The organism is Spirosoma flavus (assembly GCF_054778555.1).
On record NZ_BAAGZL010000009.1, the window covers coordinates 80,831 to 96,213 of the forward strand.

At 46.8% G+C, this 15,383-nt stretch carries 18 protein-coding genes; 11 read left to right on the forward strand and 7 right to left on the reverse strand.

The window, feature by feature from the left end:
• Nucleotides 1-13 precede the first annotated feature (13 nt).
• Nucleotides 14-745, forward strand: a complete 732-nt coding sequence (lptB, locus tag ACYVF1_RS30155; RefSeq protein ID WP_461086058.1) for an LPS export ABC transporter ATP-binding protein — start codon at nt 14-16, stop codon at nt 743-745.
• On the opposite strand, the gene recO is transcribed toward lptB, so the two are convergent.
• Nucleotides 742-1,434 carry a DNA repair protein RecO gene (gene recO, locus ACYVF1_RS30160; RefSeq protein ID WP_461086060.1) on the reverse strand — a complete coding sequence of 231 codons (693 nt, stop codon included), beginning with the start codon at nt 1,432-1,434 and terminating at the stop codon, nt 742-744. The two genes, lptB and recO, sit on opposite strands and share 4 nt — an antisense overlap.
• Nucleotides 1,435-1,523: 89 nt before the next feature.
• Between recO and ACYVF1_RS30165 the strand changes: the two genes are divergently transcribed.
• Complete coding sequence (locus ACYVF1_RS30165) at nt 1,524-2,360, forward strand: fumarylacetoacetate hydrolase family protein (protein WP_461086062.1); 837 nt, start codon at nt 1,524-1,526, stop codon at nt 2,358-2,360.
• Here the strand turns inward: ACYVF1_RS30165 and ACYVF1_RS30170 are convergent, their stop codons facing one another.
• The 3 genes from ACYVF1_RS30170 to ACYVF1_RS30180 form a co-directional block, all read right to left on the reverse strand.
• Entirely contained in the window at nt 2,361-2,531 is a 171-nt protein-coding gene (locus tag ACYVF1_RS30170) for a DUF2256 domain-containing protein (protein WP_461086064.1), read from the reverse strand. It lies immediately after the preceding gene.
• Nucleotides 2,532-2,612: 81 nt separating this feature from the next.
• Complete coding sequence (locus ACYVF1_RS30175; RefSeq protein ID WP_461086066.1) at nt 2,613-3,749, reverse strand: 5-(carboxyamino)imidazole ribonucleotide synthase; 1,137 nt, start codon at nt 3,747-3,749, stop codon at nt 2,613-2,615.
• A gap of 142 nt (nt 3,750-3,891) precedes the next feature.
• Nucleotides 3,892-4,596, reverse strand: coding sequence for a head GIN domain-containing protein (locus tag ACYVF1_RS30180; protein WP_461086068.1), 705 nt, complete (start codon nt 4,594-4,596; stop codon nt 3,892-3,894).
• Nucleotides 4,597-4,954: 358 nt separating this feature from the next.
• Between ACYVF1_RS30180 and ACYVF1_RS30185 the strand changes: the two genes are divergently transcribed.
• The gene (locus ACYVF1_RS30185) at nt 4,955-5,653 is read left to right on the forward strand and encodes an ABC transporter ATP-binding protein (protein ID WP_461086070.1); all 699 of its coding nucleotides are present in this window, start codon (nt 4,955-4,957) and stop codon (nt 5,651-5,653) included.
• Here the strand turns inward: ACYVF1_RS30185 and ACYVF1_RS30190 are convergent.
• Nucleotides 5,618-6,463, reverse strand: a complete 846-nt coding sequence (locus ACYVF1_RS30190) for an aminotransferase class IV (RefSeq protein ID WP_461086072.1) — start codon at nt 6,461-6,463, stop codon at nt 5,618-5,620. The two genes, ACYVF1_RS30185 and ACYVF1_RS30190, sit on opposite strands and share 36 nt — an antisense overlap.
• Nucleotides 6,464-6,537: 74 nt before the next feature.
• On the opposite strand from ACYVF1_RS30190, the gene ACYVF1_RS30195 reads away from it, so the two are divergent.
• The 3 genes from ACYVF1_RS30195 (at nt 6,538) to ACYVF1_RS30205 (ending at nt 10,731) form a co-directional block, all read left to right on the forward strand.
• Nucleotides 6,538-8,052 (forward strand): TolC family protein, encoded by a 1,515-nt coding sequence (locus ACYVF1_RS30195; protein ID WP_461086074.1) that lies wholly within the window; start codon nt 6,538-6,540, stop codon nt 8,050-8,052.
• 110 nt (nt 8,053-8,162) lie between these two features.
• The gene (locus ACYVF1_RS30200) at nt 8,163-9,581 is read left to right on the forward strand and encodes an efflux RND transporter periplasmic adaptor subunit (RefSeq protein WP_461086313.1); all 1,419 of its coding nucleotides are present in this window, start codon (nt 8,163-8,165) and stop codon (nt 9,579-9,581) included.
• Nucleotides 9,582-9,726: 145 nt separating this feature from the next.
• Nucleotides 9,727-10,731: an NAD(P)H-dependent glycerol-3-phosphate dehydrogenase gene (locus ACYVF1_RS30205; RefSeq protein ID WP_461086076.1), complete on the forward strand. Its 1,005-nt coding sequence runs from the start codon at nt 9,727-9,729 to the stop codon at nt 10,729-10,731.
• Between the two features lie 207 nt (nt 10,732-10,938).
• Here the strand turns inward: ACYVF1_RS30205 and ACYVF1_RS30210 are convergent, their stop codons facing one another.
• Nucleotides 10,939-11,130, reverse strand: a complete 192-nt coding sequence (locus ACYVF1_RS30210) for a hypothetical protein (RefSeq protein WP_460957241.1) — start codon at nt 11,128-11,130, stop codon at nt 10,939-10,941.
• Nucleotides 11,131-11,271: 141 nt separating this feature from the next.
• Between ACYVF1_RS30210 and ACYVF1_RS30215 the strand changes: the two genes are divergently transcribed.
• From ACYVF1_RS30215 to ACYVF1_RS30235, 5 genes are all read left to right on the forward strand, one after another.
• Complete coding sequence (locus ACYVF1_RS30215) at nt 11,272-11,859, forward strand: RNA polymerase sigma factor (protein WP_461086078.1); 588 nt, start codon at nt 11,272-11,274, stop codon at nt 11,857-11,859.
• A 78-nt stretch (nt 11,860-11,937) separates the two neighbouring features.
• Entirely contained in the window at nt 11,938-12,951 is a 1,014-nt protein-coding gene (locus ACYVF1_RS30220; RefSeq protein WP_461086080.1) for a S1C family serine protease, read from the forward strand.
• Nucleotides 12,952-13,031: 80 nt separating this feature from the next.
• The gene (locus ACYVF1_RS30225; protein WP_461086082.1) at nt 13,032-13,313 is read left to right on the forward strand and encodes a hypothetical protein; all 282 of its coding nucleotides are present in this window, start codon (nt 13,032-13,034) and stop codon (nt 13,311-13,313) included.
• A gap of 137 nt (nt 13,314-13,450) precedes the next feature.
• On the forward strand, nt 13,451-13,699 hold the full coding sequence (gene moaD, locus ACYVF1_RS30230; protein WP_461086084.1) for a molybdopterin converting factor subunit 1: 249 nt from the start codon (nt 13,451-13,453) through the stop codon (nt 13,697-13,699).
• A gap of 52 nt (nt 13,700-13,751) precedes the next feature.
• The gene (locus ACYVF1_RS30235; RefSeq protein WP_461086086.1) at nt 13,752-14,162 is read left to right on the forward strand and encodes a molybdenum cofactor biosynthesis protein MoaE; all 411 of its coding nucleotides are present in this window, start codon (nt 13,752-13,754) and stop codon (nt 14,160-14,162) included.
• A 42-nt stretch (nt 14,163-14,204) separates the two neighbouring features.
• On the opposite strand, the gene ACYVF1_RS30240 is transcribed toward ACYVF1_RS30235, so the two are convergent.
• The gene (locus tag ACYVF1_RS30240) at nt 14,205-15,326 is read right to left on the reverse strand and encodes an endonuclease/exonuclease/phosphatase family protein (protein ID WP_461086088.1); all 1,122 of its coding nucleotides are present in this window, start codon (nt 15,324-15,326) and stop codon (nt 14,205-14,207) included.
• Nucleotides 15,327-15,383 lie beyond the last annotated feature (57 nt).

The window sequence follows — 15,383 nt, forward strand, 5'->3', positions numbered from 1 at the left end:
TTGACTAAAACGAATGATTCTTAGAACCGAAAATTTAGTAAAGAAATACGGCTCGCGGCTGGTCAATAACAACGTATCCTATCAGGTAGCACAAGGCGAAATTGTCGGTTTGTTGGGGCCAAATGGGGCGGGTAAAACAACGTCCTTTTACATGGCTGTCGGGTTGGTAAAACCTAATAGCGGTAAGGTTTTTATCGATTCTATCGACGTAACGGACCTGCCGATGTACAAGCGTGCCCGACTCGGGTTGGGCTACCTGGCGCAGGAGGCCTCCGTTTTTCGCGATTTATCGGTGGAAGAAAACGTATTGGCCGTGCTGGAAATGACGAATCTTCCCAAAAAAGAGCAACGCGAAAAAGTTGAAGAATTGCTGGAAGAATTCAGCCTGACTCACGTGCGTAAGAGTAAAGGTAAAGTGCTGTCGGGTGGAGAACGTCGACGTACTGAAATTGCTCGTGCGCTGGCTGTTGACCCTAAATTTATCCTGCTGGATGAACCCTTCGCCGGGGTCGATCCGATTGCCGTAGAGGATATTCAAAGCATTGTGGCTAAGCTGAAACACCGTAATATTGGTATTCTCATTACCGACCACAACGTAAACGAAACCCTTTCAATCACCGACCGGGCTTATCTTTTGTTCGAAGGGAAAATACTGAAACAGGGTTCTGCCGAAGATCTGGCTAACGATGAGCAAGTGCGTCGGCTTTACTTGGGGCAGCATTTTGAGTTAAAACGGAAAATCTAATTCAGTACCACACGTAGCACCGGCAGCGATTTCACTTCGCCAATCGAATCAATGTGAATTTGGTAATATGCAACTAGGGCGTCGAGCAGTTCGTTACGTCCCGCACGACTTAATTTAATGGGCGTACCCAGTTTCTGACGTAGCATTACGTTCAACGCCGTTTCCATTTCATCGTCGGGCAGAAATGGATAAGAGTTTTCACGGAGCTGATTGTCGAATTCGCGGGCCGATTCGGGGCCGAAACCCAGGAAAAACGACAGTTTCAGCAGAAAAGTGAGGTGGAAATTTTCGTAGTTAGATCGGGCCTCTTCCAGAAACAGGACTGAATCGACCAGGAAACGATACATCATCGGATTGCTGGCTTCTTCTTTTAGGACTTTGTTCAGCATCTCCGTCACAAACAAGGCAATTGTTGACTTACTCACCTCAAACGGCAGACTCTGAAACGGGTAACTCGTTTTCATTTCCGACAGCCGATGCAGATCACGGTCGGGTTTGTTGTAAACCACCATATCCAGCAAGGTAAGTGGCTGAAATAAAGCAATCTTATTATTCTTGCTCCGGGCCGATCGAACGCCATTTACCATATAGCTTTGCAGACCGAACTCTTCAGTATAAATGCGGGCAATGATGGATGACTCGCGGTAACGGATATAACTGAGGGCAATACCCCGTGTTTTTTGCAGCATCTTGGAAGGATAGTAAACAATCTAAGATAACGCTTTTTAGAGTAAAAAGTCGCCTTTGTACGCTATTATTACTGATAAAATTACCTTCCATGAAACTTTACAATACACACTCCGGAATAGTTCTGGAATCAGCTGATCAGTTCTACAACGTACCCACCGCCGACTGGGACACTCTTGTCAATCGAGATGATCTATACAGTCATTTGCAGCAACTCACCCAGGTTGCTACGCCCTCACCTACGTATCACGATTGGGTTCAGGCGGGATTGCTAGCTCCCATTGGCCGTCAGGAGGTTTGGGCGTCGGGTGTTACGTATCTGCGTAGCCGCGATGCCCGGATGGAAGAATCGAAAAAAGCAGGGGGCGACAATTTCTATGATCGCGTTTATGACGCCGACCGGCCCGAATTATTCTTCAAAGCAACGCCCGAGCGCGTCGTTGGCCCCGGCGCAAATGTGCGTATCCGCGCTGACTCAACCTGGAACGTACCAGAACCGGAACTAACGCTTTTCATTACGTCATCTGGTAAAATTGTGGGTTACACCTGCGGCAATGACATGAGTTCACGTAGCATTGAGGGCGAAAATCCGTTGTACCTCCCACAGGCGAAATCGTACGATGGCAGCGCTGCACTTGGGCCGTGTCTCTACATTCCTGAATCACCCCTTGCGCCTACAACGGAGATTCGTTTAGAAATCATTCGGAATGGTCAGGCTGTTTTTACACAGAGTATTGCCATTAGCCAGATGAAGCGGCAGCATACAGAACTGGTTTCATTTCTATACCGCGAATGTTCGTTTGCCAATGGGTGCTTCCTGATGACAGGAACTGGCATTGTGCCAACCGACGATTTTACACTACGTTCCGGCGACGAAATTAGTATCACAATTGACGCTATCGGTACGTTGACCAACGTAGTAGCCTAATTATGAATGTGAACTGTGAAGCACACTCGCTGATTTATTGATCCGTCGGCAGGCGTCGCTGCAATAGATAACCTGTTCCCAATCGCGTTCCCATTTCTTCCGCCAACTAAACGGACGATTACAAACTGGGCAAATTTTCGTTGGGAGGTCACTTTTTTTGCGCATTTTCATATAGTCACAACCGGATAATGAAGCCGTAAGTTTTCCAAAAAAGTTAGGGTTTCATTATCCGGTTATGACTATTTATTATCCTTAAGTTATTACTCGAATTCCTGCTTTCACTTGCTCGACTTTGGTACGTAATGCGTTCAGCGAATTGTCCATAACTGTTACGTGGCCCATTTTACGGAAGGGTTTCGTAACAGCTTTTCCGTAGAAAAACGGGAATACGCCGGGAATAGATAGCAGGTTTTCAAGTCCTTCATAAACGGCCGGACCAGTATGTCCATCTTCGCCAAGGAGGTTGACCATGGCGGCCGGTTGATACGCCGACGTATCGCCAAGTGGATAGTTCAAAATGGCCCGCCAATGCTGTTCAAACTGCGATGTTACGTTGGCCCGAATGGTATGATGCCCGCTATTGTGGGGGCGAGGGGCCACTTCGTTAATCAATACGTTGCCGAGCTTATCCAGAAATAATTCAACAGCAAGTAATCCGACAATACCGAAAGCGTCGGCGGTACGTTGGGCAATATCTTGTGCTTTCTGATTAATCTCGGGTGATATTTCTGCCGGGGCAAAAAGGTATTCGACCAGATTTAATTCGGGATGAAACACCATTTCCACTGTCGGAAAAGTTTGCACTTCCCCGCGCTCATTTCTGGCGACGATAACAGCTAATTCTTTCTCAAAATCAACGGCTTTTTCCAGTACGCCCGGCGCGTCAAACGCTTTTCCAACATCTTCTACTGACGCGATACGTTGCACCCCCCGGCCATCGTAGCCATCGCGGCCTAGTTTATGAAAAGCGGGAAGAAAATCCGGCTGTTGAATATCGACCATCGCTACGTCGGCACGAGTTTCGGTCAATACGTAGTCGGCAGTAGGGAGATTATGGGCGGAATAGAACTGCTTTTGAAGACGCTTATCCTGAATGGTACGTATCACTGATGGCTGTGGAAATACGCGTTTCCCTTCACGTTCAAGGGCTTCGAGCGCATCGACGTTGACCCGTTCAATTTCAATGGTCAATACGTCAACCGACTGCCCGAATTGATAAACTGTGTCGTAATCAGTTAACGAGCCCTGCGAAAATCGGGTGCACAAATGCCGACAGGGCGCTTCAGCATCGGGGTCGAGTACATGAACGCGGAGATTCCAGTCGATAGCCGCCTGTAAGAGCATCAGGCCAAGCTGCCCTCCGCCAAGAATACCAATTGTGGGAGTCAAAATTTAAAGAGCGAAAGAGTGAACGAGTGCAAGAGCGAAAGAGTGCCGCAACGAAAGTTGAAAGCGTTTCGCCGAAGTGACTCAGAATGAAACAGACAAAATTACTCTTTCGCGCTTTCACTCGTTCACTCTTTTACTCTTTTTAGTCTCTCCGGCTAATGTCGCCACCACCCGATTCGCTTTTGGCCAGTACTTTGGCAGAACCCGAGTAATAGATGTCTGCCCCACCTGATGCCTTCATTGTCAACTCTTTACTGGCGTTGACATATACATCGGAACCACCCGACGAGTTGGCATTGCAAATTTCTACCGTCAACTTTCGAGCATCGAGGTCGGCGCCACCTGAACCATTGGCGTTCAGGTGGCGAGCCGTTCCCTGAATTGTAGCATCGGCGCCACCAGAAGCTTCAACGTTCAGTTTATCGGCTTTTAGATCCAGTTTTACATCAGCTCCACCAGAAGCTTCTACGTTCAGATCGTTGAATGAAAGTCGGCCCTGACTAAACACATCAGCCCCGCCTGAAGCCTGTAAATCTGTCAACTGCTTGAAAGTCACATATGCTTTTACGTAGTTATTCCGACCGAAATTCCAGTTGCCAAAGCCTTTCTTTTCAATATAAAGCTTTAGAACGCCATTTTTGACTTCCGATTTCACACGGTCTTCGTCGACACCTTTTACGTCGAAGGTTAGTTTCTCCGAACTTCCCTGCGTTAAATACAAGTCGATACCACTACTCACGCTGATACCCGAAAAACCCGACACAGACCGGTCTTTTTTCCAGTCGTCGTCAATAGTAGGATTGATACCGGCAGTAAAGAGGAAAAGTGTGAAGAGAATTGCTTTCATGAGATTAGCGATTTTAGTTTTTTTGAGAAGATGGTAAAATCATTGAGTAAGTTGCACTCTTTTCGTAAAAAAACATGTCCGGTTTCAAAAAATCGTTGTCCGGTAGCGGACGATAGTTAGATCCATCTTCTTTGTAAATGATTCGTTGTCAGTATGGTAGGAAACTGGCACGAGCCTTGAGCTATTACAGAAAAGAGTTTAAGTACAACCGGAGTAAAGTAGAAAATGAAGTTGATTCGGCTACAGTTTCTTTATCTTTTAGATACCTGTACGGACTTACAAATTGACTTTCTGTGAAGAATACGTACTAATGAGCCTTTACCTGAACTAATAAAAAAACATTTCAAAGTAACCAATTATGATTCAGCTCCGCAACGTCTCAAAATACTATCCCGCCGGGTTTGGCCGGGTCTATGTGTTACGTAATGTCACCCTCGACATCAATCAGGGTGAATTCGTATCCATCATGGGACCGTCGGGATCGGGGAAGTCAACGCTGCTCCATATTCTGGGGCTACTCGAAGAGCCTTCTGAAGGGGAATATTTCTTCGACGACCAGCCCGTGCAGAAGCTCTCGGAGAAACGACGTACCGAACTCCACCGAACTCAGATCGGCTTCGTATTTCAGGCGTATCATCTCATCGACGAACTGACGGTATACGAAAACATTGAAACACCTTTGTTGTATAAGGGCCTGAGTGGATCGGAACGCAAAAGTCGCGTAGCCGAATTGCTCGACCGCTTCAACATCGTCGCCAAAAAAGATTTGTTTCCGGCTCAACTATCAGGCGGTCAGCAACAACTAGTCGGTATTGCTCGGGCGCTGGCGGCTGGACCAAGCGTTATTTTTGCCGATGAACCAACAGGTAACCTTCACTCTGATCAGGCCCGTGATATCATGGAACTATTCCGTGAACTGAATCAGAAAGATGGCGTAACCATTGTGCAGGTAACTCACTCTGAAGTCAATGCTGAATATGGAACACGTATCCTTCGACTGAAAGATGGCTGGCTCGAAGATTCAGCTGTGAAGCTGAGCGAACAGGGCGTTAAGTAAGGACTCTGCGTTGGCAATGCTCGGTGTAGACTGACTATTATTTAGGCCATTGATGCTACGTAGCCACTGAATACCCATTACGTTCGTGCAAAACACGACGTCGGCGTGGGTCAGTACGTCAGGCTGATACAATCCCTCGATTAGTGAGATGCCCAGCGTAGGTGCTGAACGTAGCAATTGTCGCCGAACGATGCCGTTGATACAGCCGGTCTGGAGCGATGGTGAAAATAAAGTATGATTGGCATACCAGAACAGATTTGACGCCAGGCATTCCGCCAGATTTCCATTGGTGTCGAGCAGAATGACATCATCAAGTTTGTTTTGCTCTTTATAAACGCCAGCCAGTACGTAGGGTAGGGCATTCAGAGTCTTGAAGGCAGAAACTGGTGAAGTCGACAATCGGAACGTATCGTAGACGGCTACGTGCCTTTTAGTAGTAATCGCGAACGAATGACCAGAACGAGCAGTGATCAATACGTTGGCTTTTGGCGTGGTTGGGGTGTAAAGTCCACCCGCCTGTCGCCAAACCTGGATCTTGATACGTGCTACCACATTGGTTAAATTGTTTGCCACTACTAATTCAGTGATACGTTGGTGAAGAATATCGGCGGTGAAATGGTCTGGTGCCTGAAGACCCAAAGCAGCCATGCCGGCAGTAAGGCGGTCGAAGTGATCGGGCCAGAACCAGACCGTACCTTGTTCGTAACGGATGGTTTCAAAGAGACCATCGCCGTACTGAAAAGCCCGGTCGTTGATTGATAGGCTAAAATCGTTTTCGTAAAGTACATCCGAATTATAAACCAGAAACATGCTTAGTTTGCGCCGTTTATCCTAAAATGATAGCCAGGCCGAAGGTAAGTTTGTAACATTGAACGATCAAAATTATGTGTACTCAAGTGGCGTGGAAACAAATGCGGGTCGTAACGGTCCTATTCCTGACAGTAGGTCTGTCGGGCACATACGCGCAAAACACACCTGGTGCTACAACCACCACCGCACCTACGAGCACGGCAACCGCCATGGTGTCGTCGCGAATGTCATTGCAGCAATGCATTGACGTTGCGCAGCAAAATAATCTTTTGGTGCGGCAGGGACGCCTAACTGTTGCCAATAGTGATCTGCAACTGCATCAGGCCCGCCTGAACCGGCTGCCATCCGCGGTTTTTCAATCGAATCAGTCAATCAACGGAGGTCGTAGTATCAACCCTCAGGATAACACCTTCGTTCAGCAGACCATCAAATCCAGTAATTACCAGCTTAACACATCCGTTACGCTTTATAATGGCATGGTGCTTCAAAATACGGTGAAGCAAAACAATCTGGCGCTTCAGGCTAGTCAGGAAGAGCTAAATGCCACGCAAAACAACGTATCGTTGACGGTTGCGCAGAACTACCTCAACGTACTGACCGGAGCCGAGCAACTGGCGGTTGCGCAGCGTCAAGCTGACGTAACGAGGGCACAGTTAGAACGTACTCAGCGTTTAGTGAGCGCGGGATCGGCACCCGAATCAAATCTGTTTGAATTACGGGCGACATTGGCCGGCAATGAAGTAGATATCATTACTGCTCAAAACACGCTTGATCTGGCTAAAGTAGCCCTGATGCAGGCGATGAATGTGCCTATTAATCAGGATTTTGACGTAGTGCCCGTTAGTGTGCCCGATCCGAATCTGGACCCATACAGCGCTAGTGTACAGCAGTTGTATGATGTAGCCTCTACTAGTTTGCCCGAAGTGAAGGGCGCTGATTTGCGGGTTAAAAGTGCTGCACTCGGGGTTGAAGTAGCCAAAGGCGGACTTTATCCAACTCTATCGCTAAATGGAAACTTGAGCACTATTTATTCTAGTGCTGCCAGTATAAGTGTACCGAACGGCCAGACGAATCAAACAACGGTTGGCTTTATAACCGACCCTGCTACCGGAACAAATATCCCTATTAACATTTCAACACAAGGCTCCGACCGTGCCGGGATTTCCTATGGCTCTCAACTAGAAAACAACTTTAGTCAATCGGTATCTTTGTTTTTGCGTGTACCTATTTTTCAGGGTAACTTGTCGCGCAATCGAATCACGACGGCAAAAATCCAGCAGCAGAATGCAGAATTAACGGCTCAGAATACTCTTCTGACGTTGCGCCAGCAAATTGAAACGGCGTATACGCTAATGAAAGCGGGGGCTAATCGCTACCGAGCAACACAAGTACAGGTAGAATCACTAGATCGGGCGTTTCAGATAGCTGAAAGCAGATTAAATGCCGGTGCTATAAATGCTACAGATTATAACATTGCCAAAACGAATCTCGACCGCGCTCGGGCTAGTCTGGTGCAGGCCAAATATGATTACGTATTTCGAACCAAAATTTTAGATTATTACCAAAACAAACCCTTAGGTTTTAATTAAGCGAAAGAGCGAAAGTGTGAAAGAGCGTTATCTATTTGGATGTAGCTTGTTCACGAGAGCCTTAACGGCTGAATGGGAAACCACTCTTTCATTCTTTCGCTCTTTCGCTCATTATGAAGAAGTCAAACCGCATCTGGTGGATTTTAGGAGGACTGATTGTTCTGATTACCGGTGGCCTCGTTGCGGCCAAACAAGCCGGATGGATTGGTAAACCTGAAGCAACCGAAGTTGATTTTGCCCTGGTTAAACGGACTAATATCGTTGAACGGGTTACGGCTTCTGGACGCGTTCAGCCCCAGGTCGAAGTCAAAATCAGCCCCGATGTATCTGGTGAAATCATTGGTTTATACGTAAACGAAGGCGATCCAGTAAAAGCGGGTCAACTCCTGTGCCGCATCCGCCCCGACAACTATGAGTCGATGATGGCACGGGCAAAAGCTACAGTCAATCAGAGTCGGGCGCAGCTGGAACAGTCGAAAGCATCAGTGGCTCAATCAAGTGCGCGGTTAATTCGCGCCAAAGCCGATTATGAGCGCGCTCGTAAACTGTATGCTGATAAAGTTATTTCCTCCGCCGATCTCGAAACCAGCGAAGCCAACTATAATGTAGGGCAGCAGGAGGTTGAAGCCGCTAAAGCCAACGTTCGGGCGGCTCAGTTCAATATTCAAAGCGCCGAAGCTAACCTTCGCGACGCCAGCGAAAACCTGCGTAAAACGACCATCTATTGCCCTGTCAACGGAACCGTTTCGAAGTTAAATATTGAATTGGGCGAACGTGTTGTGGGTACGTCGCAGATGGCCGGTACGGAAATCATGCGGATTGCAAACCTTCAAAATATGGAAGTTCGGGTCAACGTCAACGAGAACGACATTGTACGTGTTACGTTGGGCGATACCGCCGATATCGAAGTTGATTCCTACACTACGTCTGGCCGCAAATTCAAGGGTATTGTATATGAAGTAGCCAATACCGCCAATGGACTGGCCGCTTCGACAGGGGCAGCCGCTTCTGTATCAACGGATGCGGTTACGGAGTTTGAAGTGAAAGTAAAAATCCTTAATAATTCCTATGCCGATTTGCTGGCCGTAAAGGACAAAAAAGGCTATCCATTTAAGCCAGGAATGACGGCTTCCGTAGAAATCATTACTGATCGCAAATCGAACGTACTGTCGGTGCCGATCGCTGCCGTTACAACGCGTGGCGCTGACTCAACGGCTATTGATACCGAAAAAATGGAAGATCGACGTAACGGTACGGTTGATGAAAAACCAACAAATCAGGTCGAAAAGAAAGAGAAACCTAAAGAAATTGTTTTTGTTAATGTAGCGGGTAAAGCCACGCAACGGGAAGTTAAAACGGGTATTAGCGACTTCGAAAATATTGAAATTGTATCGGGGCTGCAACCCGGCGAACAGATTGTATCGGGTCCGTTTATTGCCGTTTCCAAAAAACTGAAAAACGGTCAACTCCTCGTAAAACGCGATCCGAAGAAGAACAAAAAGAAAGAGGAAGAAGATAAAGAAGATTAGAATTGATTTCTGAACCGGGATTTAGCAGATTTATGGATTTTCTGGATTTTGTTTTCATCAGATTAATGCGCTTCGAAGAAGCGGGAAACAAAATCCAGAAAATCCATAAATCTGCTAAATCCCGGTTCAGGCTTATCTTTACTCCATGAAACAATTACAACCCGTTCGGCTGACGATGGTTGGTGGAGGGAGCTGGGCTACGGCTCTCGTTAAAATTCTTTCCGAAAACAACGTCAGTATTAAATGGTGGCTCCGTAAATCGTCGGATGCGGAGCATATCAAAAAATTTGGACACAATCCTAGCTACCTCAGCGATGTGCAGATTAATACCCGTAAGGTGAAAGTCTGCACCAAAATTAGGGAGGCTGTCCGCGATAGCGAATTCATTATTCTAGCTGTTCCAGCCGCGTTTATTGGCGACGCACTGACGGGGTTAAAACCTGAGCATTTTGCCGGGAAATGGGTTATTTCAGCCATTAAAGGCATGATTCCGTCTGCCAATCAGCTAGTAACTGACTGGATAAGCGAACAATACGCCGTACCCGCTTGGCGAATGGCAGTGATTGCTGGTCCCTGCCACGCCGAAGAGGTGGCTCTCGAAAAACAGTCTTATCTTACTATTGCCTCACCTGATTCAAACAGTGCGCAACGAGTGGCCGACCTGCTACGTTGCCGCTTCGTTCAGACTACGCCTGTTGATGACATCTATGGGATTGAGTATGCGGCTGTCATGAAAAACATTATCGCTCTGGCCTGCGGTATCACACGGGGGCTAGGCTACGGCGATAATTTTCAGGCGGTACTGGTATCGAATGCCATGCAGGAAATTCGCCGGTTCGTGGATGCCATCTATCCGAAACACCGGGATTTGAGTGGGTCAGCCTACCTAGGTGATTTGCTCGTTACAGCGTATTCGCCCTTCAGCCGAAACCGAACATTCGGTACATTGATCGGTCGGGGCTATACCATCCAATCGGCGCAGGCAGAAATGAACATGATTGCTGAGGGTTACTACGCAGTAAAAAGCATCTACGAGATCAACAAGCAGTTCAACGTTGACATGCCTATCACGAGTGCCGTCTATTGCATTCTTTACGAACGAGCCTCGCCCACGGCTGAGATGAATGGGTTGAAAGCGTTGTTGACGTAAATAAAGGCATGCCCTTTCTCCTGACCGGATGGTTTTATCAATGGATGGAAATGCTGCCTAAATTATTTTTCGCTAACGCCATCTGTTATGAGATAGGGGCTCCCTATCTCTACACAAAATAAAAAAGCCCCCTGACGAATCAGGAGGCCTCTATAACGTTTATAGCGTTGTCGGCAAAAATTACCGGCAGTTGTGCCTTAGCAAAAATTACTTCGCGCTATCAGCAGACATCGTCGAAGCAGAATCCGTAGCCATCGTCGAGTCCGTAGCCATCGTCGAAGAAGAATCTGTCGTCGTGGTGGTGGTCGTTTCGGTGCTTTCGGTCTTTTTCGAGCTGCAAGACGTAGCCAGGGCGATCATAGCCATGAAAAAGAAGGCGGATTTCGTGATTGCTTTCATAGTTTTGAGAATGTTTTCGTTTAAAGTTTATGAATAAATGTCAACCTTAATACCCAACACCAAAAAAGGTAACCCAACATTTTTTATTTTTTTTTGGGTTACGTCGATAAGCTTTTTTGTATTAAGTAATAACTCAACCCAATGAAGGAAAACAGGCTACCCGCATGGACTGATGACGAGTTGCTGATGGGTTTGGCCGATGGCTCTGACAACGCATTAATGCAATTTTATCGCCAGTATTTTCCGATGGTGTTGCATTTCGTAACCAACAATAGTGGTAGCGAAGACGACGCTAAGGATATTTATCAGGAAGCGTTGATTGTTCTGTTCGAGAAGGTAAAAAGTGGTTCGCTGGAACTGCATTGTCAGCTTAAGACGTACCTCTATTCTGTGTGCAGACGCTTGTGGCTGAAGCAGTTGGCGCAACGTAGCAGATATTTGGTACGTGACGTAGAAGCGTCTGCATCCGACGAATTAGCCATCGAACAGATCAGCGACGACTTGCTGGAACACGAAGAGCGAGACCGTCAATTTACGTTAATGGCCGATTCGCTCGACCGACTAGGTGAGCCCTGTCGAACGTTATTAGAAGATTTTTATATCCAGCATCTAAGTATGCAGGAGATTACCGAAAAGTTTGGCTATACCAATGCCGACAACGCCAAAACGCAGAAATATAAATGTCTGATGCGGCTCAAACGGCTCTTTTTTTCGGAGTATAAACAGTAAGAATTATAAGGTTGTATAGTTCTGCATCAGCCAACTCCGTAACTATACAATCTTGAAACTCTATAACCACTCATAGAGATGAACGACGAACACGAAATCGAACAGTCGCTTTACGCTTACGGGGAACGTATTCGTTTTAAGCAGCGGCTAAAAAAAGTACAAGCTCGGCTGGATATGGACGCCATGCGTCAGGAGGCTGATACGTATCGTTTTCAAAGTCAGACCTCTGGTCAGATTCGGGCGTTGTGGCAAACGTATCGTACTACGTTGGCAGTAGCTGCAACGGCGGCTATCATCACTACGTTCGGTTCTATTTTCCTCTACCGATCTTATCAGCAAAGTCATCAGCAGGAGCAGCAATATAGTCTGCTTAGTAAAGAAATTCAGGCGGTTAAATCGTCGCAGCGGAAGCTTATCAATGATATTAACGGACGCGGCCGTGGCTTGTCTCTCAATCCGGCACAGGTTTCAGGCTCGGGCTTTCTGTTGACGCCTGATGGTTATTTTGTAACCAATAACCACATTGTTCGGGATGCTGATTCGGTCTATGTGCAGAGCGGAAAAGGCGAGGTTTATAAAGCACGGGTTGTCTATACCGACAGTAAGCATGATCTTGCTTTTCTGCAACTTTGCGATGACAGCGCTTTTCGGACACTGCCGCCTGTTCCGTATGGTTTTGAAGCGCATCCATCCGATCTGGGCGAACGTGTATACACTCTCGGTTATCCGCGCGAAGAGATTGTTTATGGCGAAGGCTACTTAAGTTCGGGAACCGGTTATCGGGGTGATTCGACGGCCTATCAGGTAGCAATTGGTGTAAACCCTGGTAATTCAGGAGGCCCATTGCTTGACGAGAAAGGTAACGTAATAGGTATCATTAGCGGTAAACAGACTACGTCGGAAGGTGTCAGTTTTGCTGTAAAAACCAATTATTTACTTGAAGCGCTGAATACAATTCCGGTTGATTCGCTCAAAGGTCAGCCGCTACGTCTGAACCGGAAAAATACGCTGGCCCATCTGTCGCGCAAACAACAGATTAAACGAATGCAGGACTATGTGTATCAGGTAAAAGTGTTTAAGCATAAGGATTAACGTAGTATTCCTGCCGTCAGCTTTCAAACAATTAAGTCTTTTCAGAGGTTGTTACGTTGTTTGAAATCAACTCAACGACCATGAAAAAAATAATGATGCTGGCAGCTATGCTGGCCTTTTCAACCGCTGGTGTATTCGCTCAGGATACGAAAGAGAATGCAAAAGAAACGGCGAAACAAGCCGGACAAACCGTTGATGCCGCAGCCGATAAGGTCGGACGTGAAACCCGTCAGGCAGCTCGGAAAACGAAGAGAGCAGCACGTAATACCAAGGAAGATGTAAAAGACGGCACGAACAAAGCGCTCGATAAGGCTGATCGGAAGATGAAAAAAGCCGAACGTAAGCTCGATAACTCGAAATAGAAATTCTGTTTTATAAAAACCTGTGCTATCATTCTGCAATACGCGAGTGTAGCACAGGTTTTTTATGGACATCAGGCGAACTTCAAGAGCGCTTTTACTTGTTCGCCTGATACGTTGACAGACCGTTACGTTACTTTATGGATTCTACTGTTTCTGTACTCTTATTTGGTATCACCCGCGACCTTGCCGGGCAGACTGTTGTATCCGTTTCCTTACCTGAAAATGCGCAGGTAACGGATTTGCTGAATCAATTGCATCAAGATTATCCAGCTCTGGCTTCCATTCGCTCGTTGTTAGTAGCGGTGAATGGTGAATATGCCGACGCCGACCAGCCGATTCGGCAAAACGACGAAATCGCGCTTATTCCGCCTGTTAGTGGAGGATAAGAAAATGAATGATGTAGAATGATTTATCAATCCTGTTACTCATTATTCACGTATGATTTCGATTACTTCTGAACCCATCGATGTTACGTCTGCCTTAAATGAATTACAGTCGGCGCAGGCGGGAGCAATCGATTTATTTCTGGGTGTAGTGCGCGACAATACGCAGGAGCGTGCGGTTGACCGATTGGAGTATGAAGCCTACGACCGAATGGCAATCAGCGAGATGCAGAAAATTGCCGATGATGCCAATCAGCGCTGGCCGCTGCTACGTTGCCTGATTATTCACCGGAAAGGTACGTTGCAGATTGGTGAAATAGCGGTTCTAATTGGGGTGGCTACTGCTCACCGCGCTGATGCTTTTGAAGCTTGCCGTTACATTATCGATACCATTAAAGAAACCGTCCCGATCTGGAAAAAAGAAATTTTTACGGATGGGGAAGTTTGGGTGAATGCACATCCGTAAGGTAGCAGTAGCAACTTTTACTACGTAGCGTTTTCTTAAAGTCTATTTCTTCACAAGATACGTTCCAACAATAGGGTAGTGGTCGGAATAACCAATGTAATTGATCGTCTCGAAATTCTGAACGGGTAGTTTAGGATCGTGAAATTGGTGGTCGATACGTATAAATCCGGGCAATCGATTGTACGTGAAGCCAAAACCACGTCCCGCATCTTCGAAACTATTCGGTAATATCCGTCGCAATCGTTCGTAAACGACGCTGTAGGGCGTATCGTTGTGATCACCGGTGACAATCACTGGATACGGACTCTCCTGAATGAATTTCTCGACAATCCGAACTTGATCGTTACGTTCGATAAAGCCGTTACGTAGTGCACTGAGTACGCCACGAGTTTCCTGACGCACTTTTTTTAACTCATTCTGTTTCAGGACACGGCCAACTCGAATCCCCATCGATTGCAAATGGACGTTTATAATACGGATGGTGTCATTACCAATTTTGACATTCGCCCAAACGACTCCATTAGCGCCGTCAAAAGCCTGACTACCCGATGCTACTATAGGATACTTGGAAAAAGTGGCGACTCCGACATAGCCCAGTTTGGCTCGTTCTTCTTCGGAGTGCAAGATCGCTGAGTACGGATAACCTGCTTTTTGGAAACGTTGCACCATATCATAATCTGGTATTTCAGTTGCGGTGGCAAATTCCTGGAAGCATTTGATCGGTGCATCATAACGTACTACGTAGTTGATGATACGTCGGGCGCGGGGGGAACTTCGGAAACGTGTCCAGTAATCTTCAAGACCAAACGTGTGTGCATTGTAACTGAATACTTTTACCGCTTCGAAGCCAGCTGGTATTGGTTGTTCACTATTCCAGACAAATGTTCGGTGTCCGAACAAAAGCATTCCCACAATCACCACGATTCCGGAGAGCCAACTCCGCCAGGGGCTAGTGGTAAGCCATAGAATAACTACTACAAGATTCAGAAAAAGGGCTACTGGTAACGAAATCATAATCATACCGGCTGTCCAGTGCTCAATTGGAAGCGAATACAGCAACCAATAAGCGAGGCAAGTATATAGAACCAGCAGTATATTCAGCGACCACAGCAATGACTGGAAAAAATAGGCAACCAGTTGCCCAGCTCTCGTACGTAGTGTCATAGGGTGTCGGTGGGCGTAACAAATATCCTCATTACGTCAAAATTAAGGCATTATACG

Excerpts from the sequence above, each read along its gene's own strand:
- lptB (WP_461086058.1), top strand. The coding sequence starts at position 14 with ATGATTCTTAGAACCGAAAATTTAGTAAAGAAATACGGCTCGCGGCTG.
- recO (WP_461086060.1), bottom strand. The coding sequence starts at position 1,434 with ATGCTGCAAAAAACACGGGGTATTGCCCTCAGTTATATCCGTTACCGC.
- ACYVF1_RS30165 (WP_461086062.1), top strand. The coding sequence starts at position 1,524 with ATGAAACTTTACAATACACACTCCGGAATAGTTCTGGAATCAGCTGAT.
- ACYVF1_RS30170 (WP_461086064.1), bottom strand. The coding sequence starts at position 2,531 with ATGAAAATGCGCAAAAAAAGTGACCTCCCAACGAAAATTTGCCCAGTT.
- ACYVF1_RS30180 (WP_461086068.1), bottom strand. The coding sequence starts at position 4,596 with ATGAAAGCAATTCTCTTCACACTTTTCCTCTTTACTGCCGGTATCAAT.
- ACYVF1_RS30185 (WP_461086070.1), top strand. The coding sequence starts at position 4,955 with ATGATTCAGCTCCGCAACGTCTCAAAATACTATCCCGCCGGGTTTGGC.
- ACYVF1_RS30190 (WP_461086072.1), bottom strand. The coding sequence starts at position 6,463 with ATGTTTCTGGTTTATAATTCGGATGTACTTTACGAAAACGATTTTAGC.
- ACYVF1_RS30195 (WP_461086074.1), top strand. The coding sequence starts at position 6,538 with ATGTGTACTCAAGTGGCGTGGAAACAAATGCGGGTCGTAACGGTCCTA.
- ACYVF1_RS30205 (WP_461086076.1), top strand. The coding sequence starts at position 9,727 with ATGAAACAATTACAACCCGTTCGGCTGACGATGGTTGGTGGAGGGAGC.
- ACYVF1_RS30210 (WP_460957241.1), bottom strand. The coding sequence starts at position 11,130 with ATGAAAGCAATCACGAAATCCGCCTTCTTTTTCATGGCTATGATCGCC.
- ACYVF1_RS30215 (WP_461086078.1), top strand. The coding sequence starts at position 11,272 with ATGAAGGAAAACAGGCTACCCGCATGGACTGATGACGAGTTGCTGATG.
- ACYVF1_RS30220 (WP_461086080.1), top strand. The coding sequence starts at position 11,938 with ATGAACGACGAACACGAAATCGAACAGTCGCTTTACGCTTACGGGGAA.
- ACYVF1_RS30225 (WP_461086082.1), top strand. The coding sequence starts at position 13,032 with ATGAAAAAAATAATGATGCTGGCAGCTATGCTGGCCTTTTCAACCGCT.
- moaD (WP_461086084.1), top strand. The coding sequence starts at position 13,451 with ATGGATTCTACTGTTTCTGTACTCTTATTTGGTATCACCCGCGACCTT.
- ACYVF1_RS30235 (WP_461086086.1), top strand. The coding sequence starts at position 13,752 with ATGATTTCGATTACTTCTGAACCCATCGATGTTACGTCTGCCTTAAAT.
- ACYVF1_RS30240 (WP_461086088.1), bottom strand. The coding sequence starts at position 15,326 with ATGACACTACGTACGAGAGCTGGGCAACTGGTTGCCTATTTTTTCCAG.